Below are 23412 nucleotides of genomic sequence, written 5' to 3'. Positions count from 1 at the left end.
GCCGCCCATGCACCAGACGCTGCTGCCGCAGATCGGCCCGGTCCTTGAAACGCTGAGCATCGTCGGCACCTTCGTCTTTGCGGCGTCCGGCGCGCTGGCGGCCGCGCGCCTGCGCCAGACGCTCGTCACCTTCGCTTTCTTCGCGCTGGTGACGGGGGTAGGGGGCGGCACGGTGCGCGACCTGCTGATTGGCGCGCCGGTCTTCTGGGTCCGCGACGCCGTGCCCGCCATCGCCTGCATGATCGCGGCGCTGCTCGTCTGGTTCACCCCGCGCCGCCTGTGGAGCGACCGCGCCCTCGACTGGCTGGACGCGGTGGGACTCGCCGCCTTCGCCGTCTATGGCGCGGCCAAGGCGATGAGCTATGGCATCCCGCCCTTCGTGGCGGCGATGATGGGCGTCGTCACCGGCTGCGTCGGCGGCATCATGCGCGACCTGCTGGCGGGGGAGCCGTCCATATTGCTGCGCCCCGAACTCTATGTGACCGCAGCCGCGCTGGCGTCGGGCCTGTTCGTGGCGCTGCGCTGGGCCGGACTCGACATTCCCGTCGCAGGGCTGATCGCCGCGCTGCTCGGTTTCCTGCTGCGCGCCATCGCCATCTGGCGCGGCCTGGGCCTGCCGCATTACAGGGCGGAGGATTAGGGCGGAGGACTGAAGCCGTCGCCCGCTGCCTTCAGCCCTGCGCCCTTTTGCGGCGGGTTTCCCAACCCTTCTTCGCCGCGGCGGAGCGATCCGCCGCTGGCCGCCGCGCCGATGCGCCGCCGCCCTTCCTGCCGCCCTTGCGCGACGAGGCATGGCTGTCCGGCTTGCCCCGGCCGGACCCGGATTTGTGGCCGCCGCCCGATTCCTTGTTCACGGTGGCCCAGGCGCGTCGTTCCGCTTCCTCGCCGGGAACGCCGCGATCCTCATAGCCTTGCTCGATATGTTCGGCTTTGCGCTTCTGCTTGTCGGTGTAGCTGCTCTTGTCGCCCTGTGGCATGATCTTCTCCTTTCGATCCTCCGCGCTGTAACGACTGACGGACGCTACCGTTCAGATTGTTGCGCAATGGGAACAGAGCGGCGGCACCAGCGTTCAACAGGCCATGGAGCAGCGCACCCTTCTGGAACGGCTGGCCCGCCATCTGGCCGCCGCCAATCCTGATCGCTGGCAGGATCAGGTGGAGGACGCCGCCAGCCTGCTCGCCATCATTAAAGATCCCGACGAGGCGATGCGCGAGGCGGGCGACGGGCGCGTCTGGCAAGCCATGATCGACGCCGCGCTGCGGGAACGGTGGACGGTCGCATCAGGCTCCTCCACCGCCGATCCGCCGGCCGGTACCGACGAGGAAGGCGAAATCCCGCTGCCGCCCGACAGCGTCGGCGGCAATCACGCGGAGTGGGTTCATCTGCACGAAGCACAGGAGAAACGGAGATGAAGGGGTTGTTGAAGCTGGCATTCCTTACCGGGCTGGGCGCGGCGGCCTGGAAAGGGTGGAAGGAATGGCAAGGCAGGCGCGAGAGCGAGGACCATTGGACCCCCGCCTTCACTGCGGGCCGGGTGCGCGACGCCGGGCCGGACGAGCAGCATATCGATGCGCGCGACTGGGACCTGGTGGATGAGCAGATCGACGAAAGCTTCCCCGCCAGCGACCCGCCCGGCAATTATCGCGGCCTGCACTAAGAGCCGGCGCTGGTCCCCTGAATTCGAAGTTCACCACATTGATTTCGTCATCCCGGGTCAAGCCTGGGATGACGGCAATGAAACGAACTTCGATTCCGCCACACTGGTCTCCGGGAGCGTGATGGATGCCGAACCGGGTTCAGCATGACGCAATTGGCCCATCCAATCCATTGCCCCGCCTTTGCCCCGCCTCTATGAGACGGCTGCCGGTTCCATAGCGGGACCAACAGGGGAATTTAATCAATGCCTTCGGGTCTGATCGCGCTGCTCGATGACGTGGCGGGGATTGCCAAGCTTACCGCCAGTTCGCTGGACGATGTCGCCGCCGCGGCGGGCAAGGCGGGGTCCAAGGCGGCGGGGGTGGTGATCGACGACACCGCCGTCACGCCGCGCTACGTCATGGGGCTGACGCCCGACCGCGAACTGCCCATCATCTGGAAGATCGCCAAGGGATCGCTGCGCAACAAGCTGCTGTTCCTGCTGCCCGCCGCGCTGCTGCTGAGCGCCTTCGCGCCGTGGCTGCTGCCCCCCCTGCTGATGCTGGGCGGCGCGTTCCTCTGTTTCGAGGCGGCAGAGAAGCTGCTCGAAGCCGTGCAGGGCGGCCATGACCTGGCCGAAGAGGCGCTGGAAACGCACAGTTCGAAGGAATTGGAGGACCAGAAGGTATCCGGCGCGATCCGCACCGACTTCATCCTCTCGGGCGAGATCATGGCGATCGCGCTCGGCACCGTGGCGGCGGAACCGATCTGGGAACAGGCGATCATCCTGGTGGTCGTCGCCTTCCTGATCACGGCGGGCGTCTATGGCGTGGTCGGCTTTATCGTGAAGATGGACGATATTGGCCTGCACCTGGCCGAACGGCGGTCGGCGGGCGCGCGTGCGCTGGGCCGGGCGATGGTGAAGGCGATGCCGGTGCTGATGAAGATTTTGGCCGTGGTGGGCACGGCGGCCATGCTCTGGGTGGGCGGCGGGCTGATCGTCCATGGCCTGCACGAATTTCACTGGGATATGATCCCCGGCGCCATCCATCATGTCGCGGAAAGCGCCGCCCACGGCCTGCCCGCCATCGCGTCGCTGGTCGACTGGGTCGTGAACGCCGTGGGCGCGGGCATCGTCGGCCTGATCGTCGGCGGCATCGTCGTGGCGGTTCTGCACCTCTTCAAGAAGCATTGATGGCGTCACCCTGGCGCCTGGAGGCCGGGGCGCTGACGGCGCTCGCGTTGCCGATGATCGCGGGCAATATCGCCTGGGCGGGCATTGCCGCGACCGACCTGCTGCTGCTGGGGCGGCTTGGGGCTGGGGCGGTCGCTTCGGGCGCGCTGGCGATCAACCTGTTCAACGCGCTGCTGATCTTCGGCATGGGGCTGGTGACCGCCGCCGCGCCGCTGATCGCCACGGAGCGGGGACGGCGGCGGCATTCGGTGCGCGACGTCCGGCGCACCGTGCACCAGACGCTGCGCGCGGCGGCGCTGTTCGTGCTGCCCGCCTGGGCGCTGCTGTGGGAAAGCGAGGCGATCCTGCTGCTGATGGGGCAGGAAGCCGACCTTGCGCGGCAAGCCGGGGAATTGATGCGCGGGCTGCAATGGGCGTTGCTGCCCTTTCTGGGCTTCACGACGCTGCGCAACTTCATCTCCGCGCTGGAACGGCCGGTCTGGGGTCTGGTCATCATGGTCTGCGCCATCCCGTTCAACGTGCTGGCGGGCTGGGCGCTGATCTTCGGGCATCTGGGTTTCCCCGCCTTGGGGATTTTCGGCGCGGGGATCGCGAGCAGCCTGTCATCCTCCTTCCTGTTCTTCGGTTTGCTGGCGGTGATCCTGATCGACCGGCGGTTCCGCCGCTATCGTCTGCTGGGGCGGTTCTGGACGCGGGATCGGGAACGGCACCGGGCGGTCTGGGCACTGGGCCTGCCGATCGCGATCACCCTGGGGCTGGAGACGACCGTATTCAACGCCTCCGCCTTCCTGATGGGGTTGATCGACCGCGACTCGCTGGCGGCGCATGCGGTGGCGATCCAGATCGCCGCGCTGGTCTTCATGGTGCCGATGGGCATCGGCCAGGCGGCGACAGTGCGCGTCGGGCTGGCCTATGGGAAGCGGGACCGGGCAGGCGTCGGCCGGGCGGGGTGGCTGGCGCTGGCGATCGGGACCGGATTCGCGCTGATGGCGGCGGCGATGCTGATCGCCTTCCCCCGGATGCTGATCTCGGCCTTCCTCGATCTGCGCGATCCGGCCAATGGGAGGACGGCGGCGCTGGCGGTCGGCTTTCTGGGCGTGGCGGCTTTGTTCCAGTTGGTGGACGCCGCGCAGGCGGTCGGCGCGGGCGTGCTCAGGGGCATACAGGATACGCGGGTGCCGATGATCTTCGCGCTGATCGGCTATTGGGTGATTGGCATCGGCGTCGGCGTCATTCTGGCCTTTCCGCTCGGGTTGCAGGGGCTGGGCATTTGGCTCGGGCTGGCGAGCGGGCTTGGAGTCGTGGCCTTGTCGCTCGTCACGCGCTGGGCGTTGCGCGAGCGGCTGAACCTGTTGCCGCATGCGCGAAGCATCTGACGCCATTCATCCCGCAAATACGCCTGGTTGCGCCGCTCATCGATGGTGCGACGCACAAAGCAATTGAACCTGAGCGCCAAATCGGCCATGAAAAGCGCATTATGACCGCTCCCACCATGTTCTTCGAAGCCATCGCGCTTCAGAAATGTCTGACCGCGACCTATAATAAGATGGCCGTGAAGCTGGCTCCGCACATCCTTTACACGCGCCATGACGAGATGTTCATCGACGCGGTGACGATCGAGCGCGACGGCCGCCCGCCGCGGGAACTGAAGCTGGGCACTTTCAAGCTGGCTGGCTTGAACGACGTCAGTCTGATCGAGGAAAAGTTCGAGGCGATGCACGGCCTCTACGATCAGAGCGACAGCAAATATAAGGGCGTGACCCTGTTCGCCGTGGAGCCGGAGAGCGCGGCGGCCTGAGGTCTCGAGCACGACAACGAAAAAGGGCGGTCCTGTGAGGCCTCCCTTTCCCGTTGAATTTATCCGGTTTAAGCTTCCGACACTACGTGCTCCTGCGAATGCAGGAGCCCAGTCCAACCGGTGCGATAATCCACCGGCGGCAGAACTGGGCTCCTGCCTGCGCAGGAGCACGGTATTTGGAGGCACACGGACCCATCACCGCCGATGCTTGCCCCGCTTCGCCCCGATATGCCGGACATTGGCGGGCCGCCCGCGCCGGGCGCTGCCCGGCCGCACGCGATCCTTTTTGAAGCTCGGCCGCTGGGGCAGGGCATCGGGCAGTTCGTAGCGCAGCGCGCCGTTGATCGGGTCCGCCTCCACCAGCCGCAATTGCAGCCGCTGTCCGACCGTGTAGCGGTCGCCGCTCTCGACGCCCTCCAGCGCCCGCCCGGCCTCGTCGTAGAAGAATCGCTCGTCGCCCAGGGTCGAGACCGGCACCAGCCCGTCGCCGCCCAGCCCCTCGACCGTGGCGAAGAAGCCGAAGCTCTGCACCCCAGTGATCCGCGCCTCCACCAGATCGCCCACATGCGCCGCCAGAAAGGCCGCGACATAACGATCGATGGTCTCGCGCTCCGCCTCCATGGCGCGGCGTTCATGCTGGCTGATCATCTCGCCCACGCGGCCCATATTCTCCATATCCTCGCCGCTCAGTGAGGATCGGTCGGGAATATCCCCCTTGGGCGTGGGCAGCTCCAGCCCATAGGCGCCCACCAGCGCCCGATGCACCAGCAGGTCCGCATAGCGCCGGATAGGCGAGGTGAAATGCGCGTAAGACCCCAGAGCCAGCCCGAAATGCCCCATATTCGACGGCGCATAATAGGCCTGGGTCTGGCTGCGCAGGATCTGCTCCATGATCTGCGGCTTCTCCTCGGCCTCTCCGACGCGCTCGATGAGGCGGTTGAAGGTCGATGGCTTCACCACCTGCCCCAGCGCGAATTCGATGTCGAAGGTCGCCAGATAGTCCTTCAACGCCACCAGCTTGTCGCGGCTCGGCGGTTCATGGACGCGGTACATGACCGGCGCCTTCTTTGCCTCCAGCGCCTTGGCCGCCGCGACATTGGCGGCGATCATATAATCCTCGATCAGCATATGCGCGTCGAGCCGCTCGCGCACCGCCACGCTGACGATCTTGCCATATTCGTCCAGCACCACCCGCCGCTCCGGCAGGTCGAGCGCCAGCGGCTCCCGCTTGTCCCGGGCCTTGCGCAGCAGCGCCCAGCAGGCCCAGAGCGGTTTCAGCGCCGTTTCCAGCAGCGGCTGCTCCCGCGTCCCATCGATTGCCGCCTGCGCGTCCTCATAGGCCAGCACCGCCGCCACCCGGATGACGGCGCGGGAAAAGCGCCAACTCTTCACCTTGCCCGCAGCATCCAGCACAAGATGACAGGCCATCGCCGCCCGATCCTCGCCCGCCCGCAGCGAACACATGTCCGAGGAAAGCTGATGCGGCAGCATCGGCACGACCAGATCGGGGAAATAGACGCTGTTGCCGCGCTTCCTCGCTTCGCGGTCCAGCGCGCTCCCCGGTCGCACATAATAGCTGACGTCCGCGATCGCGACGATCGCCTTGTAGCCCCCCGCATTGGCGGGATCGTCGTCCGGCGCGGCCCAGACCGCATCGTCATGGTCCCGCGCATCGACGGGATCGATGGCGACGATGGGCAAATGCCGCAAATCCTCCCGCTTTTCCTCATGCAGAGCGAGCTTGGAGGCAGAAACAGCTTCTTCCTCCACCCGCTCGGAAAAGACGTGGGGAATGCCGTGCTTGTGAATGGCGATCAGGCTGAAGCTGCGCGGCGCGAAGGGATCGCCCAATATGTCCGTCACCCGCGCCGTGATCCGGGGAGGGCGCCCCACCGGCTCGGCCAGCACCAGATCGCCTTTCTTCGCGCTTCCCGCATCGGAAATCGGCGTATCCCGGCGAATGCGCTTGTCGACCGGGCGCAGCCACAGCTTGCCGCCGTCCCCTTCCTCGACCACGCCCAGCAATTCCTCGCTGGCCTTGGCAAGCTTCTTCATCGGATGCGCGACCCAGCCGCGCCCGGCCTCCTCGGTGCGCGCCAATATGCGGTCGCCTATGGTCAGCGCACCCCGCTTGCCCCGCTCCACGACGCGCAACCGGGGCGCGGGCTGCCCCTCAGCCTCCCAGCGCTCCGGCGTGGCGATCAGGGTCGTGTCGTCGACATCGACGATCCGCAGCACCGTGACCTTGGGCACGCCGCCCATCTTGTGAAAAGCCCGCGCCGGACCGATGTCGATCAGCCCCTCATCCGCCATATCCTTGAGCAGCGCCTTGAGCGCGATCTTCTCCTGCCCCTTGAGGCCGAAAGCCTTCGCGATCTCCCGCTTTCCGGCCGGCTGCTCGGACGAGGCGATGAAATCCATCACCTGTTCGCGCGTCGGGAAGCCTGCGGGCCGCACCTTGGTACGGGCGGAGACGGTTTTCTTCTTCTTTTCGGTCGATGCCATGGACCAGCTATAGGGAGAGCGTTTCCGCCGCGCCAGTGTGGACCGCTTCAAATCGTGGCGGCAGGATAGGGAAGCGGCCTTTGGCGAAGTGTCCGGGTTGGGTGGTAAGCAGACCGTCCGCTTCCTTGAAGCACACCGTGCTCCTGCGAAGGCAGGAGCCCAGTTCAGACGGTTCGAGGACACACTGAGGGCAGGACTGGGCTCCTGCCTTCGCAGGAGCACGTATCGCTGAATGTCAGCCACTGGCCATCAAATCGCCATGCGACATCAAGCAACACCGCGCATCACCGCCACAACCCAAGCAACAGCGCCATAAACCCCCGCTCATCCGCCGCCGTCGCCACCCGCGGCGCGCCATAGCCCCGGCACTCCAGGCAATCCGCCCGCACCCCGGCGCCGTTCACCAAAGCCCGCACGTCGGAAACGGCCTGCAAGGCCCAGTTACGCTGCACCATCGCCTGCCGTCCCAATAGATCGCGCCCCATCGCCCCATCCGGAGCCCCGGCATCGTCCTCATCCTCCCGATCCACGATGGACTGGACGAACTCCGCGAACTTGTCCGGCTCCTTGGCGATGCGATAAGGCTTGGCCTTGGCCGGATCGATCTTCGCCAGCTTCGCCGCCTCGGCAATCGCATCCTCCAGCCCGCCGAAGCGGTCCACCAGCCCGATCTGCCGCGCCGTGCCGCCGTCCCAGACGCGCCCCTGCGCGATGGCGTCGATCTGCTGCGGCGTCTTGCGCCGGGATTGCGCCACCAGCCCGACGAAGCGGCCGTAAATATCCTCGACCCCCATCTGCATGATCCGGTCGAACTCCGGCGTCGTGCCGCCGACCACGTCGGGTTGCCCGGAAAGCGGCGTCGTTTTCACCCCATCGGTGGTCACGCCGATCTTCGCCAGCGTGCCCTCGAAGCTCGGGATGATGCCGAACACGCCGATGGAGCCGGTGATCGTATCCGGCTCGGCAAAGATCAGATTGGCGGGCGTCGACACCCAATAGCCGCCGCTCGCCGCGACATTGCCCATGGAGACCACGACGGGCAGACCTTCGGCCTTCGCCTCCATGATCGCGCTGCGGATCTTCTCCGACGCCATCACCGATCCGCCCGGCGAATCGACCCGCACCACCAGCGCCTTCAGATCCTTCTCCGCCAGCGCCTTGCGAAGCAGCGCCGAAATCGTGTCGGCGGCCGCCGTGCCCGGACCGGCCTCGCCATCGACAATATCCCCGGCAATGGTCAGCACGCCGATGTCGCCGCCATTGGCGGGCTTGTGCGCCTTCATATAGGCGCGAAGGTCGATGGCGGCGAAGTCCCCGGCCTTGTCGTCCGGCGCGTCGCCCGCCACTTCGGCCACCCGCGCACCGAAAGCCGCTTCATCTCCCAGCTTGTCGACCAGGCCTGCGCCCAAAGCCGCCTTCGCCAAATTGCCGCCAGCGGCCTCCGCCAGAGCCGCCGGATTGCTGACATAGGCCGCCAGCCGCGCCTTGGGCCGCGCCTTGACTATCTCCTGCTGCCAATCCTCCCACAGCGCATTGGCGAGCGCCTGATTGGCCTGTTTCGCTTCCGGGGACTGGCCGGTCCGCGTGAAAGGCTCGACAAAGCTCTTATAGGTGCCGACGCGATAGACATGGGTGTTGACCCCCAGCTTGTCGATCAGCCCCTTATAATAAAGCCCCGACCCGCCGCGCCCGGTGATCGCCACGCCGCCCAGCGGATTGACCCAGCTCTCGCTGGCATGGGCGGCGAGTTGATAGCTGTCGTCGCTATAGATGGTCGCATAGGCGAAGACCGGCTTTTTCGCGGCGCGCACCGCGTCCAGCGCCTTGCCGACCCGCGCCAGCGCCACCTGGCCGCCGCCGGCAAAGCCGTCCAGGTTCAGCACCACGGCCTTGACCTTCCGGTCGTTCCTGGCGGCATCCAGCGCGGCGACGATGTCGGCCAGCCCATATTCCCTCGTCCGGTTGTTCCCGCCGGTCAGCAGGGCCATCGGATCGACCTCGGCGGGCTGTTCGACGATGCTGCCGTCCAGTTTCAGCAACAGCGCGCCGCTGCTCATGCTCTGGCCGGGCTTGGGCGACCAGGACAGGGCGGCATAGAGAAGCCCGAAGAACATCAGCAGGAAAAGCAGCACCAGCCCGTCCTTGATGGCGACCAATATCCGCCACATGCCCTTCACAAATGCCAAGTTACCGGTTCCTTCCTTAGACTGCCGTCCGGGCTAAACCATCGACGGACCGACTGCAATGTGGGGGGAGGCGGAGCCCGCGCAAGCTTGCGTCGGATGATTCCCGCGCTATGGGAGGCCGCAACTCATGGCTTTTCGTGCAGGAGACACGCTTCATGCCCACGCTCGTCCTTATCCGTCACGGCCAGTCGGCCTGGAATCTCGAAAACCGCTTCACCGGCTGGTGGGATGTCGACGTGACCGAAAAGGGCGCCGAGGAAGCCCGCGCCGCCGGGCGTCTGCTCAAGGAAAAGGGGCTGGATTTCGACCAGTGCTACACCTCGGTCCAGACCCGCGCGATCAAGACGCTGAACCTGGTGCTGGAGGAAATGGGCCGCCTGTGGCTGCCGGTCGAGAAGGACTGGCGGCTCAATGAGCGTCATTATGGCGGCCTCACCGGTCTCAACAAGGCGGAGACGGCGGCCAAGCATGGCGACGATCAGGTAAAGATCTGGCGCCGCAGCTTCGACACGCCCCCGCCGCCGCTGGAGGCAGGCAGCGAGTTCGATCTGTCGAAGGACCGCCGCTATGCCGGCATCGCCATCCCTTCGACGGAATCGCTCAAGGACACCATCGCCCGCGTGCTGCCCTATTGGGAAGAGTTCATCGCTCCCGACCTGAAGGCAGGCAAGCGCGTCGTCATCTCCGCCCACGGCAATTCCCTCCGCGCGCTGGTGAAGCACCTCTCCAACATCTCGGATGACGAGATCACCGAACTGGAAATCCCGACCGGCCAGCCGATCGTCTATGACCTCAACGACGACCTGACGGCAAAGGACCGCTATTATCTGTCCGAACGCTAATCGTTCAAATCCCCCTCCCGCTTGCGTCGAAGAGAGGCACGTGATTTTCTTCGAGGGTTAGGGGAGGGGCGAGCGCAGCGAGTGTCCAGCCCCACCGTTGCAGGGTGTCGCTTGGGAGGGGAGAAACAGCATTGCCCCCCGCCAGTCCTCCGGCTAAGGGGCTTTGCTTTCCGCACTATCAGGGAAAGTGCCAAGCATAATGACCGGGGCAACCGAAGCCGCAATAGTCGGCATCATCATGGGCAGCCGATCCGACTGGGAAACGATGCGCCACGCGTCGGAAACGCTGGAAGCCCTTGGCGTCGCGCATGAATGCAAGGTCGTCTCCGCCCACCGCACCCCGCAGCGTCTCTATGATTACGCCACCGGCGCGGTCGGCCGGGGCCTGAAAGTCATCATCGCCGGAGCCGGAGGCGCCGCGCACCTGCCCGGGATGACGGCTTCGATGACCCGCCTGCCGGTTCTCGGCGTACCCGTCGAATCCAAGTCCCTCAAGGGCATGGACAGCCTGCTCTCCATCGTCCAGATGCCCGGCGGCATCCCGGTCGGCACGCTCGCCATCGGCAAGCCCGGCGCGATCAATGCCGCGCTGTTCGCCGCCTCCATCCTCGCCACCACCGACGCAGCGCTAGCCCAGCGCCTCGACGCCTGGCGCGAAAAGCAGACCAACGACGTAGCGGACACCCCCGAATAAGATGACCATCATCCCGCCCGGCTCCACCATCGGCATATTAGGCGGCGGCCAACTGGGCCGCATGATCGCCATTGCCGCCGCGCAGCTTGGCTATCGCACCCACATCTACGCCCCGGAAATGAGCGGCCCCGCCGCCGACGTCTCCCCCCGCTGGACGCAGGGCGCCTATGAGGATGCCGACGCGCTGGCGGCCTTCGCGGACAGCGTGGACGTCGTCACCTACGAATTTGAGAATATCGATCCCTCGGCGGTCGAAGTCCTCGCCACCCACGGCCTCGTCCGCCCCGGCGCGCAGGCGCTCCGCGTAGCCCAGGACCGCCTCGCGGAAAAGCGCTTCGTCTGCGACCTGGGCGGCCTGACCGCGCCCTTCGCTCCGGTCGAAAGCCTCGACGATCTCGAAGAAGCCATCGACCAGATCGGCAGCAAGGCGATCCTGAAGACCAACCGCATGGGCTATGACGGCAAGGGGCAGGCGCGCTTGCAGGAGCCCGGCGACGCAATCGGCGCCTGGAACGCCATCGGCCGCCAGAGCGCCATCCTCGAAGGCTTCGTCACCTTCGCGGAGGAGTTTTCCGTCATCCTCGTGCGCGGCGCCAATGGCGACATCCGCTTCTGGGACAGCGCCGCCAATGTCCACAAGGACGGCATTCTCGACACGTCCACGGTCCCCGCGGGCGCCCTGATCGAAAGCCAGCTCCCCGAAGCCCGCGCCCTGGCGTCGAAAGTCGCCAACGCCCTCGATTATGTCGGCGTCCTGACGCTGGAGTTCTTCGCCAGCGCCGACGGCCCGGTCTTCAACGAAATGGCGCCCCGCGTCCACAATAGCGGCCACTGGACCATCGAAGGCGCGCTCACCAGCCAGTTCGAAAACCACGTCCGCGCGATCTGCGGCCTGCCGCTGGGCGACACTGGCCTTGCCGCCGCGAAGGTCGAGATGCACAATCTGATCGGGGAGCAGGCCAATGACTGGCAGCAGCTATTGTCCGACCCGGCCAACCATCTCCACCTCTACGGCAAGCACGAAGCCCGGTCCGGCCGCAAGATGGGCCACGTCACGCGCCTGACGCTGTGAACGAAACGCCGGAAATCGTCCTCATCCTCGCCCGCGCCGACAATGGCGTGATCGGCAAGGATGGCGACCTGCCCTGGCGCCTGCCCGCTGATTTGAAGCATTTCAAGGCGCTGACCCTGGGCCATCCGATGGTCATGGGTCGCAAGACCTTCGACAGCCTGCCCGGCCTGCTCCCCGGCCGCCGCCACATCGTCCTCACCCGCGACAGCGCATGGGCAGGGGAGGGCGCCGAACCCGTCCCCACGGTGGAAGCCGCCATCGCCATTTCCGCCGCCCCCACCATCGCCATCATCGGCGGCGCGGAGATCACCAGGCTCTTCCTGCCGCTCGCCCACCGCATCGAACTCACCGAAGTCCATATCGACGCGGAAGGGGACGCCCACATCCCCTATCCCGACCCCGCCGACTGGCAGGAGGTCGCCCGCGAAGACCACCCCGCGCATAACGGCCGTCCCGCCTACAGCTTCGTCACCCTCCGCCGCACGGCCGCGCATTGCCAGCGGCCGGACGCGCCCCTATAGCGCGCCTCATGGAGCGGCTGCACAGCAGCGCCCCGATGCCCGCCCATCTGCGCGGCAGCATCATGGCGCTGGGGAATTTCGATGGATTTCACGCGGGACACCAGGCCGTGGCCCGCCGCGCCATAGAGCTTGCCCACGCGCAGGGGCGCCCGGCGATCATCGCCACCTTCGATCCGCATCCGATGCGGTTGTTCCGCCCGGATACGCCCTGGTTCCGCCTGACCACGCTCGACCAGCGCGAACGCCTGTTCGCCAGGGCGGGCGCCGACGCGATGCTGGTGTTCGACTTCACCCGCGAACTGGCCGCGCTCGACCCGCAGGCCTTTGTCCGCCTGCTGGCCGACTGGGGCGTCGCGGGGGTCGTGACGGGCGAGGATTTCACCTTCGGCAAGGATCGCGCAGGCACCACCGCAACCCTGGCGGAACTGGGCGCTCCCATCGGCCTGACCGCGCAGGCGGTAGCCCCGGTCTCGGGCGCGAATGGAGAGATCATCTCCTCCACCCGCATCCGTCAGGCGCTCAAATCCGGCGACTGCGCCACCGCAACCCGCCTGCTGACCCGCCCCTACACCATCGAGGGCATGGTCCAGCACGGCGACAAGCTCGGCCGCACCATCGGCTTCCCCACCGCCAATGTCGACATGGGCCATTATCTGCGTCCGGCCTATGGCATCTATGCCGTGCGCGGGCTTCTCCCCGACGGCCGCGTCCTGGACGGCGCCGCCAATCTCGGCATCCGCCCCAGCTTCGACCCGCCCAAGGAATTGCTGGAGCCGCACTTCTTCGATTTTGCCGAAAGCCTCTACGACCAGAGGATCGAGGTCCAGCTCATCCACTTCCTCCGTCCCGAAGCGAAATTCGACGGCCTCGACGCGCTGATGGCCGCCATCGCCAGGGATTGCGACGATGCGCGGCAAATCCTTGCGGGAACGCCACACCTCGCCTAATGCACGGGGCCTAATGCACCGGGGCCTAATGCACTGGGCACGTTTTTCTCACCCGTTCGGGCTGAGCCTGTCGAAGCCCCTTTCTTTCTTTGAAGAAAAGGGCAGCCCTTCGGCAAGCTCAGGGCGAACGGAGATTTTTTACCGCCGGACCCATTATGACCGACCAGCCAGATTATAAGAGCACCGTCTTCCTCCCCGTCACCGACTTTCCGATGAAGGCGGGCCTCGCGCAGAAGGAACCGGCGATCCTTGCGCGCTGGGAGGAAATGGACCTCTACGGCAAGCTGCGCGAGCGGCGGAAGGGCCGCGAACGCTTCATCCTCCACGATGGCCCGCCCTACGCCAATGGCGACATCCATATGGGCCATGCGATGAACAAGGTGCTGAAGGACATCATCGTCCGCAGCCAGTCATTGCTGGGTAAAGACGCGCCCTATGTCCCCGGCTGGGACTGCCACGGCCTTCCGATCGAATGGAAGATCGAAGAAGAATATCGCAAGAAGAAGCAGAATAAGGACGAGGTTCCGCCCCAGGAATTCCGCGCCGAATGCCGCGCCTATGCCGACAAATGGGTCGGCGTACAGAAGGAGCAGTTCAAGCGCCTGGGCGTGATGGGCGACTGGGACGATCCCTATCTCACCATGAAGTTCGACGCCGAAGCCACCATCGTCGGGGAACTGCTGAAATTCGCGGAAAGCGGCCAGCTCTATCGCGGCGCCAAGCCCGTCATGTGGTCGCCTGTCGAAAAGACCGCGCTGGCCGAGGCGGAAGTGGAATATGAGGACATCGTCTCGACCCAGATCGACGTGGCGTTCGAGATTGTCGAAGCGCCGAACGCGCCGGAACTGGTCGGCGCCCATGCGGTGATCTGGACGACGACGCCCTGGACGATCCCGGTCAACCAGGCTCTGGCCTATGGGCCAGAGATTACCTACACCGTCTTTACGGCTAACGGGGTGCGCTATCTTGTCGCTCAAAATCTCGTAGCAGATTTGCTGCGACGTGCTCCCGAGTTGCTTGGTGGTTTGGAATCGAGCGGACTCTCCGATCTTGAGGCATTTAAGAATATGCCTCAGGTGGTAGGCTCCCAACTCGCCGGAGCCATCGCCCGCCACCCCATGCACGCCCTCGGCGGCTTCTTCGCGAAACCGCGCCCGTTCCTCGCGGGCGATTTCGTCACCACCGACGCGGGCACCGGCCTTGTCCACATGGCGCCCGACCATGGTGAGGACGATTTCGCGCTCTGCAAGGCGAACGGCATCAACCCGGTCTTCGCCGTCGAAAATGACGGCAAATATCGCGAGGACTGGCTCTGGCTCGGCGGCCAGGGCAGCGTCATCAACCCGAAATTCGTCAGCAAGGACGGCCCGATCTGCACCGACCTGCGCGAAGCGGGCGGGCTTCTGGCTGCATCTGACGACTTCAAGCACAGCTATCCCCATAGCTGGCGCTCCAAGGCGAAGATCATCTTCCGCTGCACCCCGCAATGGTTCATCCCCATGGACCGCCCCGTGGGGGACGGCATCATCCCGCGCTGCGCCGAGGAAGAAGCCATCCTCGCTGCCCAAAGCAACGGCGCGACCCTGCGCGGCACTGCGCTCGACGCGATCGAGAACACCCGCTGGGTGCCCGAACGCTCGATCAACCGCATCCGCTCGATGGTGGAGGGTCGCCCCGATTGGGTGATCAGCCGCCAGCGAGCCTGGGGCGTGCCCATCGCGCTTTATGTCCATCGCAAGACCGGCGACTATCTGGTTGATAAGGCAGTCAATGCCCGCATCATCGAAGCCTTCAAGGGCGCAGGCGCTGACGCCTGGTTCGGCGCCGATCATCAGGCGCTGCTTGGCCCCGATTACGACCTCACCGACTATGAGGTGGTGAACGACATTCTCGACGTATGGTTCGACAGCGGCTCGACCCACAGCTTCGTGGTCGAGGGCCGCTATGGCCCCGATGCCCGCGCCGACCTCTATCTGGAAGGCTCCGACCAGCATCGCGGCTGGTTCCAGTCCTCGCTGCTCGAAAGCAGCGGCACCCGCGGCCGCGCACCCTATGATGCTGTTCTCACCCACGGCTTCGCGCTGGACGGGCAAGGCCGGAAAATGTCGAAGAGCCTCGGCAATGTGGTCGATCCGCTGAAGGTCATCGCGGAAAGCGGCTCCGACATATTGCGCGTCTGGGTCGCCAGCACCGACTATTTCGACGATGTCCGCATCGGCAAGGAAGTGCTCGCCGGCTCGTCCGACGCCTATCGCAAACTTCGCAACAGTTTCCGATACTTGCTGGGCGCTCTTTCCGATTTTTCGGAAGAGGAAAAGATGCCCGTTTCAGAAATGCCGGAGCTGGAACGCTACATGCTGCATCTGCTCGCCAGGCTCGACGCGGACCTCAAGGGCGTGGTCGACAAGGCCGCAGGCAGCGAGAATTGGCTGGAATTCAGCCGCTACACCCGCGCGCTGATGGACTTCGCCAATAGCGACCTGTCGGCCTTCTTCTTCGACATCCGGAAGGACTGCCTCTATTGCGATGCGAAGTCGGACCCCAAGCGCCGCGCCTATCGCACGGTCCTTGACACGCTGTTCCACGCGCTGGTCCGCTACGCCGCGCCGATCATCCCCTTCACCGCTGAGGAAGTCTGGCAAAGCCGCTTCGCAAACCCCGAAGAAAGCGTGCATTTCCTGGAATGGCCGGAAGTCGATGGGGGCTGGCGGAACCAGAGCCTGGACGACAAATGGACCGAGATCCGCAACCAGCGCGATCAGGTCAACGAAGCCATCGAACCGCTCCGCCGCGAGAAGATCGTCCGCTCCAGCCTGGAGGCCGACGTCACCATGGGCGAGTTGGTCCCCAGTGACGGTGTGAACTTCGCGGAAATCGCCATCGTCGCCCGCATCGAAACGGGCAAGGGCGACGGCATCGTCGTGAAGCCCAGCGACTGGCACAAATGCGGCCGCTGCTGGCGCCTGCTGCCGGAAGTCGAGGAAGACGGCGCGCTCTGCAATCGCTGCGACGAGGTGTTGTCGGCGTGAGCATGAAGCGCTTGCCAGTGCACCGTGCTCCTGCGAAGGCAGGAGCCCAGTCCCGGCGCTCGAACTGGGCTCCTGCCTTCGCAGGAGCACGGGGGAACAAGTTATGCAGGTTGAGCACTAATTGATGCCAAATCCCGCCAACCATCGCCCTCTGGGCTTGATCGTCGCGACCGTCACGCTCGGACTCGACCAGCTCGTCAAATATACCGTCACCTATCCGCTGGCGCTGAAAAGCCGGATGGACGACGGCATTGAAATCCTGCCGATCTTCCGCCTGCGCTGGCTGGAAAATCGCGGCGTTTCCATGGGTTTCTTCCACGCTGACACGAACATGATGCGCTGGATACTTGTCGGCATGACCATGCTGATCGCGGGCTTCGTGGGCGTGTGGATGTGGCGCGAAAAGGCGCGGCAGGACGTCGCGGCGCTCGGCCTCGTCCTGGGCGGCGCGATCGGCAACATCATCGACCGCGTGCGGCTGGGCTATGTGGTCGATTATGCCGACCTGCATTTCGGGGAATGGCGGCCGTTCCTGATTTTCAACCTGGCCGACGCGGCCATCACTTTAGGCGTGCTGATCCTGCTTGCGCGGGCGCTTCTGCTGCGCGAGAAGGGCGCAAAGACGGAGTCATTGAACTAATGCGTAAACTGATCCTCGCCGCTGGCCTGATTTCGATGCTGTCCGCTTGCGGCGGTGGCGGCGGCCTCTTCAACCGCGCCCGCCCCGATGAGTTCGCCGTGTCGCGCCAGGCTCCTCTGGTGATCCCGCCCGACTTCGCGCTGGTGCCGCCCGCTCCGGGCACCCCGGCCGCTGCGCAAGTGGATTCGAGCAAGGCGGCGATGGAGGCCATGTTCGGCGGCCCCGCCGCCCGCAGCGCCGCCGAAACCGGCACGCTGAACGCCGCAGGCCGCGGCAATGCCGCCGCGGGCATCCGTTCGTCAGCGGGCGATCCGGGCACCGAAGTCGTGGACAAGGGCGCCACAACCCGCGACATCATCGCCGCTCCGGAAGGCGATGGGCAGGACGCCCGCGCCTCCACGCCGCAGCAGTAAAACAGCCGCTTAGGGCTGGTTCTCGACAAAATCCTTGAACCGGCCCAAAGTCCCATCCCACTGGCTCCCGACCTGGTCGAGCCAGTCCCTGGCCTCGGCAAACACCTCCGGGCGAAGGGTGAACAGCACCTCCCGCCCGCTTCTGGTTCGCCGCACCAATCCGGCGCCAAGCAGCACGTCCAGATGCTTCGCCACCGCCTGGCGGCTGATCGGCAATCCATCGCCCAGTTGAACGATGGATCGCTCCCCGCCCTCGGAGAGCCGCCCGATCAACCCCAGCCGCGTCGCATCCCCCAGCGCCGCGAACAGCCGGGCAGGCCCAGGGGCAGGGGAGTGCTCAACCCTCAACATAGTCGCGGATATTCTTCACCTGTTCGGCCCAGCCGCCGTCGTTGGACCGCATGACATTGCTCCGTCGAGGCTCCGGCACCTTGTCGAACCCGCTCTCGGTTACGGTCAGCCGCGTGCCGTTCCCCACCGGTTCCAGCACGAACTCGATCAGCGTCCATTCCGGCACTGGGACGCCGCTCTCCATCAATTCCTTGTCGCCCCCGGTCGCGGGCCACTCATAGGCAAAGCGCGTCATCGGCTCGATCGCCACGATCCGCGCTTCCCAGCGATAATGCTCATAGCCGGGATAGGTCATATATCCGGTCGAAGCCTGGCCCACCGTAAAGGGCTGGTCCAGCGCCACTCGGAACCAGGTCCCGAACTTCTCATGATCGATCAGTGCGTCCCATATCCTTTCGACGGGCGCGGCGATCTCGATGGTCTTGATGATGGAATCGGTCATATCGGCAACCTCCTGGTTGCTGATATGGATGTTCAGAGAATTTATGCAACCCTTTGGTTGCTGATCAGGCCCGCGCCTCTGTGCCGATGCCCGCGCTGTTATGACGCAGCGCCGTCAGCACCATATCCACAATCGCCTCCGCATCGAGCCGCGCATCGGCATATTGCTTCTCGGGCTTGTCCTGATCCTGGAAGATGTCGGGCAGGCGCATGGTTCGCAGCTTGAGACCGTTGTCGATCAGCCCCTGATCGCTCGCCAAGGTCAGCACATGCGCGCCAAGACCGCCGATAGAGCCTTCCTCTATGGTCACGGCGACTTCATGGGTGGTCAGCAGCTTGCGGATCAAGGCCTCGTCCAACGGCTTGGCGAAGCGCAAATCCGCGACGGTGGTCGACAGGCCCTTGGCCTCCAGCGCCTCTGCCGCCTTCAGCGCTTCCTCCAGCCGGGTGCCAAGCGACAGGATCGCGACCTGACGCCCGTCGCGCACGATCCGCCCCTTGCCGATCTCCAGCCGCTCCGGAGTCTCCGGCAAGGCGATACCCGTGCCGTTGCCGCGGGGATAACGCACCGCGATCGGCCCGTCATCGTGCAGGGCGCAAGTGTGGACCATATGGACCAGTTCCGCTTCGTCGGCGGCGGCCATGACGACGAAATTGGGCAGGCTGGCGAGATAGGTGATGTCGAAGCTGCCCGCATGGGTCGAACCGTCCGCGCCCACCAGTCCGGCCCGGTCGATGGCGAAGCGCACCGGTAGATTCTGGATCGCCACGTCATGGACGACCTGATCGTAAGCGCGTTGCAGGAAGGTCGAATAGATCGCGCAGAAAGGCCGCATGCCCTGCGCGGCAAGGCCCGCCGCGAAGGTCACGGCATGTTGCTCCGCAATGCCGACGTCGAAAGTCCGGTCGGGAAAGGCGGCGGCGAATTTGTCCAGTCCCGTGCCCGAAGGCATGGCGGCGGTGATCGCGCACACGGCGGGATCGCGCTCAGCCTCCGCGATCAGCGCCTTGGCGAAGACGCCGGTATAGCTGGGCGGACCCGGAGGCGCCTTGGCCTGCGCGCCGGTGATGATGTCGAACTTCTGCACGCCATGATATTTGTCTGCCGCCGCCTCGGCCGGGGCATAGCCTTTGCCCTTCTGCGTCACGACATGGACGAGGCATGGCCCTTCCGCCGCGTCGCGCACATTTTCCAGCACCGGGATCAACTGGTCCAGATTATGCCCGTCGATCGGGCCGACATAATAGAAGCCCAGTTCCTCGAACAATGTCCCGCCCATCGCCATGCCGCGCGCGAACTCGTCGGTCTTGCGCGCCGCATTGTGGAGCGGGCGGGGCAGCCGCCGCGCCAGCCGCTTGGCAAGGTCGCGCAGGCCCAGAAACTCCCGGCTCGACACCAGCCGCGCCAGATAGGCCGACAGCCCGCCGACCGGCGGCGCGATCGACATGTCATTGTCGTTCAGGATCACGATCAGTCGATTGCCGGCTTCCCGCGCATTGTTCATCGCCTCATAGGCCATGCCCGCCGACATGGAGCCGTCACCGATCACCGCGATGGCCTTGCCGGGCTGGCCCTTCATCTTGTTCGCCACGGCAAAGCCCAAGGCCGCGCTGATCGAGGTCGAGCTATGCGCCGCGCCGAACGGGTCGAACTCGCTCTCCGCCCGCTTGGTGAAGCCGCTGAGCCCACCGCCCTGACGCAAGGTACGGATGCGGTCGCGCCGCCCGGTCAATATCTTGTGCGGATAGCATTGATGGCCGACGTCCCAGACCAGCTTGTCGCTGGGCGTGTCGAACACATAATGGATGGCGGCGGTCAGTTCGACGACGCCCAGCCCGGAGCCCAGATGGCCGCCGGTCACGCCGACGGCGGAAATCACTTCCTGCCGCAGCTCGTCGGCCAGTTGCCGAAGCTGGTCGGGTTGCAGCTTGCGCAAGTCCGCAGGCCAGACGACCTGGTCGAGCAGCGGGGTGGAGGGGCGATCGTTCATGAAAGACATAGACTCCGATGCGCGCTAGGCGGTTCCGGGGCGCAACGCAACGCCCCCATCATGCCGCGCACTTGGCGCAGGTGCCCAATATCTCGATGACCGGGCGTTCCGGCTGGAAACCCTCCGCCCTGGCGACGGCGCGGACCTTGTCCGTCACCTTGTCGTCGTCGACATGGGTGGCCTGCTTGCAGTTTTTGCACACCAGGAAGATGCAGTCGTGATGACAGCCCGGATGCACATTGGCGATATAGGCGTTGGCGCTTTCCACCCGCATCGCGATATTGTTGCTCACGAACAGGTCCAGGATACGGTAGACGCTGTTGGGCGCCACCCGCTTGCCGCGCGCCTTCGACACGGTATCGGCTATGTCATAGGCGGAGGCGGGCGTTTCCTCCGCCGCCAGCGCGTCGAAAATGGCGGCGCGCATCGGCGTCCATTGTTCCTGGCTTGCCTCCAGCGTGGCGCGCGCGGCATCCGCCAGACTGTCGCCTGCCGGTTCATGATGGTCGTGGTGGTGGTGATCGGCCATGATTGCAATCTAAGCGTGGGTGGAGGCGGGGGCAAGTGGCGGCAATCAGCCGCGCCAATAGATCCAGGCCGCCCAGATCCAGCCCGCGATCATCAGGGTTCCGCCGATCGGCGTCACCGCGCCCAGCCATTTGGGCGCTCCGAGCGCCATGGCATAGAGGGTGAAAGCGAAAATCGCCGCTCCGCCCAGGTGCAGCGCCGCCGGACCCCGCGCCACCCCCATGATGGCGAGTGCGGCCACGGCATGGACGAGCTGATAGATGCCGCCAGTGCGCAGCCATTCCGCCGCCTGCGGGCTGGCCGCGCCATGCGCGCCAAAGGCCCCCGCCGCAATCGCCAAAGCCGCCGATAGCGCCGCCAGAACCGCGATCATGCCTCTTCCTTCCCTTCGCCCCGCGCCATCAGGTGCATGCGCCGTCCGGGCCGGTACATCAAATCCTTGGCCGCCAGCAAATTGCCATGCTCGATCTGGAGCGCCATGCGCTGCTCGTCATTCCGGCGATATTGGCGCTCGACCTCCTCGACCTCTTCGGATGGCACGCCCAGCGCCTGCATCGCCTGAACGCCCATGAGAATCGCGGATTCGAACACTTCGCGCACGATGCCTGCCAGATCCATGTCCTTGAGGGCCAGCAACTGCCGCCGGTCGAAGGCGCGCACCACCAGCGCCGCCTGCGGGAAAGCCTCCGCAATCGGCTCCAGCACCCGCGCGTCGAGCGAAGGATCGTCGATGCAGAAGGCGATCAGCCGCGCCTCCTCCGCGCCCGACCGGCGCAGCAGGTCGATCCGCGTGCCGTCGCCATAAGAGACCTTCATGTCGAAGCGGCTGGACACTTCGATCTGGGATGGTTTCTTGTCGATCAGCACGACGCCGAAGCCATGGCCCATCAGCATTTGCGCAACGGTTTGCCCGAAACGGCCATAGCCGACGATGATGGCGGTGCCGCGCGGCGCATCCTCGGGCTTGGGCAGGTCCGGCCTGGCCTTGGGCTTGGCGAATTCCAGCCTGCGGGCGAACAGCATCAGGAAGGGCGTCGTCGCCATCGAGAAGGTGACGATGGCGCTGAACAGGCTGGCCGCCTGGGGCGCGATCAGCAGGGCGTTCTGCGCCTGCGCGAATAGAACGAAGCCGAATTCGCCGCCCTGGCTCAGCAGTAGCCCCGCGCCGATGGCCTGATTCCACTCCAGGCCGAACAACCGGGCGAGGCCGGTGATCAGCCCCGCCTTGGTCAGCACCAATATCGCCGCCATGCCGATGACGAAGAAGGGATTGGCCGCCACCACATGCAGGTCGAGCACCATGCCGACCGCCAGGAAGAACAGGCCGAGCAGGATCGAGCGGAAGGGTTCGACATCCGCCTCTATCTCGTGCCGATAGGGCGAATCGGCCAGCATCACGCCTGCGATAAAGGCGCCCAGCGCGGTCGAGAGGTGCAGGGCGTGCATCAGCGCCGCCGCCGCCAGCACGGTGAACAGCCCGACCGTGACGAACAGCTCCCGCTCGCCCAGCCGCCCGACCAGTTGTAGCAAGGGGCGCAGGATGAAGCGCCCCGCCAGCACCAGCCCGGCAATCGCCGCGACCGTATAGCCGGCCATCATCCATCCCGGCGGCCCGCCGACATCTTCGGGATTGCGCGACAGGGCCGCGACGATGGTGATCAGCGGAACGATCGACAGGTCCTGGAACAGCAGGATCGAAAACACCTTCTCGCCAAAGGGCGAATTGATGCGGCCGCTGCTCTTGAGGCCGGGCAGAACCTGCGCGGTGGAGGAAAGCGCGAGCGGCAACCCCAGCGCGATCGCTGCCCCCCAGGTGAAGCCGGTGGTGTAGAAGATGATCGCCGTCAGCGCGCATCCGCACAGCACCACCTGCACCGTGCCCAGAGCGAAAATATCCCGTTTCAGCCGCCACAAGCGCGCCGGATGCAGTTCCAGCCCGACCAGGAAGAGCAGCAGAACGATGCCGATCTCTGCAATGGCAAGCTTCGATTCTGCCCCACCGACCAGCCTCAGCCCCTGCGGCCCGACCAGTGCGCCGGCAACCAGATAGCCGAGCACGGCGCCCAGCCCCAGACGGCGGAAAACCATGACGAACAGCACCGCTGCGCCGAGCAGGACCACCCCTTCGGAGAGCAATATGTCGGTGGCGGAAACCGGCGAAGCGGCGACCGGCGCAACCTGTCCCTGCATCAGGCGTTGGCCATGCGCGCGGCTTCGGCAATGGCTTCGAAGCCCAGCCGGATGGAGGCATGGCGCGCCGGATAGCCCCGGGCGGGCGCCAGAACCGCCAGCCCCGGCCAGAAATCCAGATCGTCGCTTTCCCCGGCCAGATAGGCGGTCAGCCGGTCCCGCGCATCGGCCAGCTCATCGGCGGTGAGGCCAATCGCTTGCGCCGCCATCAGCGCTGCCGAAGCTTGCCCCAAGGCGCAGGCCTTCACGTCCAGTCCCAAATCGGCAAGCCTTCCCGCTTCCATCCTGACATCCGCCGTCACCCGCGACCCGCAGGTGGGCGAGCGTTTCTCCACGCTCGCCTGCGGATCGGGCAGCCGCTTGTGATGGGGAATGTTCGCGGCCAGCCGCAAAATGTCCTTATTGTAGAGGGGGGCACTCATCCCCACCCATG

Annotated in this window: 24 protein-coding genes; 14 read left to right on the top strand and 10 right to left on the bottom strand. The window is 65.6% G+C overall.

Going from position 1 to position 23412, the window contains the following annotated elements:
• Nucleotides 1-7: 7 nt before the first annotated feature.
• Entirely contained in the window at nucleotides 8-640 is a 633-nt protein-coding gene (locus tag HUK72_RS05940; RefSeq protein ID WP_176595961.1) for a trimeric intracellular cation channel family protein, read from the top strand.
• Nucleotides 641-671: 31 nt separating this feature from the next.
• Here HUK72_RS05940 and HUK72_RS05935 read toward each other — a convergent pair whose 3' ends face one another.
• A complete protein-coding gene (locus tag HUK72_RS05935; RefSeq protein WP_176595960.1) occupies nucleotides 672-977 on the bottom strand; it encodes a plasmid stabilization protein in 306 nt (101 codons plus the stop codon).
• A 103-nt stretch (nucleotides 978-1080) separates the two neighbouring features.
• Between HUK72_RS05935 and HUK72_RS05930 the strand changes: the two genes are divergently transcribed.
• From HUK72_RS05930 to HUK72_RS05910, 5 genes are all read left to right on the top strand, one after another.
• On the top strand, nucleotides 1081-1413 hold the full coding sequence (locus tag HUK72_RS05930) for a hypothetical protein (protein WP_176595959.1): 333 nt from the start codon (nucleotides 1081-1083) through the stop codon (nucleotides 1411-1413).
• On the top strand, nucleotides 1410-1658 hold the full coding sequence (locus HUK72_RS05925; RefSeq protein WP_176595958.1) for a hypothetical protein: 249 nt from the start codon (nucleotides 1410-1412) through the stop codon (nucleotides 1656-1658). The genes HUK72_RS05930 and HUK72_RS05925 overlap by 4 nt, the downstream gene beginning before the upstream one ends.
• Before the next feature lie 243 nt (nucleotides 1659-1901).
• Complete coding sequence (locus HUK72_RS05920; protein ID WP_176595957.1) at nucleotides 1902-2831, top strand: DUF808 domain-containing protein; 930 nt, start codon at nucleotides 1902-1904, stop codon at nucleotides 2829-2831.
• The gene (locus HUK72_RS05915; RefSeq protein ID WP_176595956.1) at nucleotides 2831-4207 is read left to right on the top strand and encodes an MATE family efflux transporter; all 1377 of its coding nucleotides are present in this window, start codon (nucleotides 2831-2833) and stop codon (nucleotides 4205-4207) included. The genes HUK72_RS05920 and HUK72_RS05915 overlap by 1 nt, the downstream gene beginning before the upstream one ends.
• 101 nt (nucleotides 4208-4308) lie before the next feature.
• Entirely contained in the window at nucleotides 4309-4629 is a 321-nt protein-coding gene (locus HUK72_RS05910; protein ID WP_176595955.1) for a hypothetical protein, read from the top strand.
• Nucleotides 4630-4824: 195 nt separating this feature from the next.
• On the opposite strand, the gene rnr is transcribed toward HUK72_RS05910, so the two are convergent.
• Together rnr and sppA are read right to left on the bottom strand one after the other, a co-directional pair.
• Entirely contained in the window at nucleotides 4825-7134 is a 2310-nt protein-coding gene (rnr, locus tag HUK72_RS05905) for a ribonuclease R (protein WP_176595954.1), read from the bottom strand.
• 284 nt (nucleotides 7135-7418) lie between these two features.
• On the bottom strand, nucleotides 7419-9320 hold the full coding sequence (gene sppA, locus HUK72_RS05900; RefSeq protein WP_176595953.1) for a signal peptide peptidase SppA: 1902 nt from the start codon (nucleotides 9318-9320) through the stop codon (nucleotides 7419-7421).
• 155 nt (nucleotides 9321-9475) lie between these two features.
• On the opposite strand from sppA, the gene gpmA reads away from it, so the two are divergent.
• The 8 genes from gpmA to HUK72_RS05860 all read left to right on the top strand — a co-directional run bounded on the left by gpmA (nucleotide 9476) and on the right by HUK72_RS05860 (nucleotide 17478).
• Nucleotides 9476-10162: a 2,3-diphosphoglycerate-dependent phosphoglycerate mutase gene (gpmA, locus tag HUK72_RS05895; RefSeq protein ID WP_176595952.1), complete on the top strand. Its 687-nt coding sequence runs from the start codon at nucleotides 9476-9478 to the stop codon at nucleotides 10160-10162.
• A gap of 199 nt (nucleotides 10163-10361) precedes the next feature.
• Complete coding sequence (gene purE, locus HUK72_RS05890; RefSeq protein ID WP_176595951.1) at nucleotides 10362-10856, top strand: 5-(carboxyamino)imidazole ribonucleotide mutase; 495 nt, start codon at nucleotides 10362-10364, stop codon at nucleotides 10854-10856.
• 1 nt (nucleotide 10857) lies between these two features.
• On the top strand, nucleotides 10858-11928 hold the full coding sequence (locus HUK72_RS05885) for a 5-(carboxyamino)imidazole ribonucleotide synthase (protein WP_176595950.1): 1071 nt from the start codon (nucleotides 10858-10860) through the stop codon (nucleotides 11926-11928).
• Nucleotides 11925-12449: a dihydrofolate reductase gene (locus HUK72_RS05880; protein WP_176595949.1), complete on the top strand. Its 525-nt coding sequence runs from the start codon at nucleotides 11925-11927 to the stop codon at nucleotides 12447-12449. Before HUK72_RS05885 ends, HUK72_RS05880 begins: the two co-directional genes overlap by 4 nt.
• An 8-nt stretch (nucleotides 12450-12457) precedes the next feature.
• Nucleotides 12458-13396 carry a bifunctional riboflavin kinase/FAD synthetase gene (locus tag HUK72_RS05875; RefSeq protein WP_176595948.1) on the top strand — a complete coding sequence of 313 codons (939 nt, stop codon included), beginning with the start codon at nucleotides 12458-12460 and terminating at the stop codon, nucleotides 13394-13396.
• Nucleotides 13397-13551: 155 nt separating this feature from the next.
• Nucleotides 13552-16425 (top strand): isoleucine--tRNA ligase, encoded by a 2874-nt coding sequence (ileS, locus tag HUK72_RS05870; RefSeq protein ID WP_176595947.1) that lies wholly within the window; start codon nucleotides 13552-13554, stop codon nucleotides 16423-16425.
• A gap of 124 nt (nucleotides 16426-16549) precedes the next feature.
• A complete protein-coding gene (lspA, locus tag HUK72_RS05865; protein ID WP_176595946.1) occupies nucleotides 16550-17065 on the top strand; it encodes a signal peptidase II in 516 nt (171 codons plus the stop codon).
• Nucleotides 17065-17478, top strand: coding sequence for a DUF3035 domain-containing protein (locus HUK72_RS05860; RefSeq protein WP_176595945.1), 414 nt, complete (start codon nucleotides 17065-17067; stop codon nucleotides 17476-17478). Before lspA ends, HUK72_RS05860 begins: the two co-directional genes overlap by 1 nt.
• A gap of 9 nt (nucleotides 17479-17487) precedes the next feature.
• On the opposite strand, the gene HUK72_RS05855 is transcribed toward HUK72_RS05860, so the two are convergent.
• From HUK72_RS05855 to HUK72_RS05825, 7 genes are all read right to left on the bottom strand, one after another.
• Nucleotides 17488-17829 (bottom strand): helix-turn-helix transcriptional regulator, encoded by a 342-nt coding sequence (locus HUK72_RS05855; RefSeq protein ID WP_176595944.1) that lies wholly within the window; start codon nucleotides 17827-17829, stop codon nucleotides 17488-17490.
• Entirely contained in the window at nucleotides 17816-18271 is a 456-nt protein-coding gene (locus HUK72_RS05850; RefSeq protein ID WP_176595943.1) for an SRPBCC family protein, read from the bottom strand. The genes HUK72_RS05855 and HUK72_RS05850 overlap by 14 nt, the downstream gene beginning before the upstream one ends.
• A gap of 64 nt (nucleotides 18272-18335) precedes the next feature.
• The gene (gene dxs, locus HUK72_RS05845; protein ID WP_218035914.1) at nucleotides 18336-20270 is read right to left on the bottom strand and encodes a 1-deoxy-D-xylulose-5-phosphate synthase; all 1935 of its coding nucleotides are present in this window, start codon (nucleotides 20268-20270) and stop codon (nucleotides 18336-18338) included.
• Nucleotides 20271-20319: 49 nt separating this feature from the next.
• Nucleotides 20320-20790 (bottom strand): Fur family transcriptional regulator, encoded by a 471-nt coding sequence (locus tag HUK72_RS05840; RefSeq protein WP_176595941.1) that lies wholly within the window; start codon nucleotides 20788-20790, stop codon nucleotides 20320-20322.
• A gap of 45 nt (nucleotides 20791-20835) precedes the next feature.
• Nucleotides 20836-21162, bottom strand: coding sequence for a DUF423 domain-containing protein (locus HUK72_RS05835; protein ID WP_176595940.1), 327 nt, complete (start codon nucleotides 21160-21162; stop codon nucleotides 20836-20838).
• Nucleotides 21159-22979 (bottom strand): monovalent cation:proton antiporter-2 (CPA2) family protein, encoded by a 1821-nt coding sequence (locus HUK72_RS05830; RefSeq protein WP_176595939.1) that lies wholly within the window; start codon nucleotides 22977-22979, stop codon nucleotides 21159-21161. The genes HUK72_RS05835 and HUK72_RS05830 overlap by 4 nt, the downstream gene beginning before the upstream one ends.
• Nucleotides 22979-23401, bottom strand: a complete 423-nt coding sequence (locus HUK72_RS05825) for an iron-sulfur cluster assembly scaffold protein (RefSeq protein WP_176595938.1) — start codon at nucleotides 23399-23401, stop codon at nucleotides 22979-22981. The genes HUK72_RS05830 and HUK72_RS05825 overlap by 1 nt, the downstream gene beginning before the upstream one ends.
• Between the last annotated feature and the right edge of the window lie 11 nt (nucleotides 23402-23412).

The organism is Sphingobium sp. 15-1 (genome assembly GCF_013375535.1).
GTDB lineage: Bacteria > Pseudomonadota > Alphaproteobacteria > Sphingomonadales > Sphingomonadaceae > Sphingobium > Sphingobium aromaticivastans.
The sequence above is the reverse complement of the archived record's forward strand: the minus strand, read 5'-3'. Positions and strand labels throughout refer to the sequence as shown.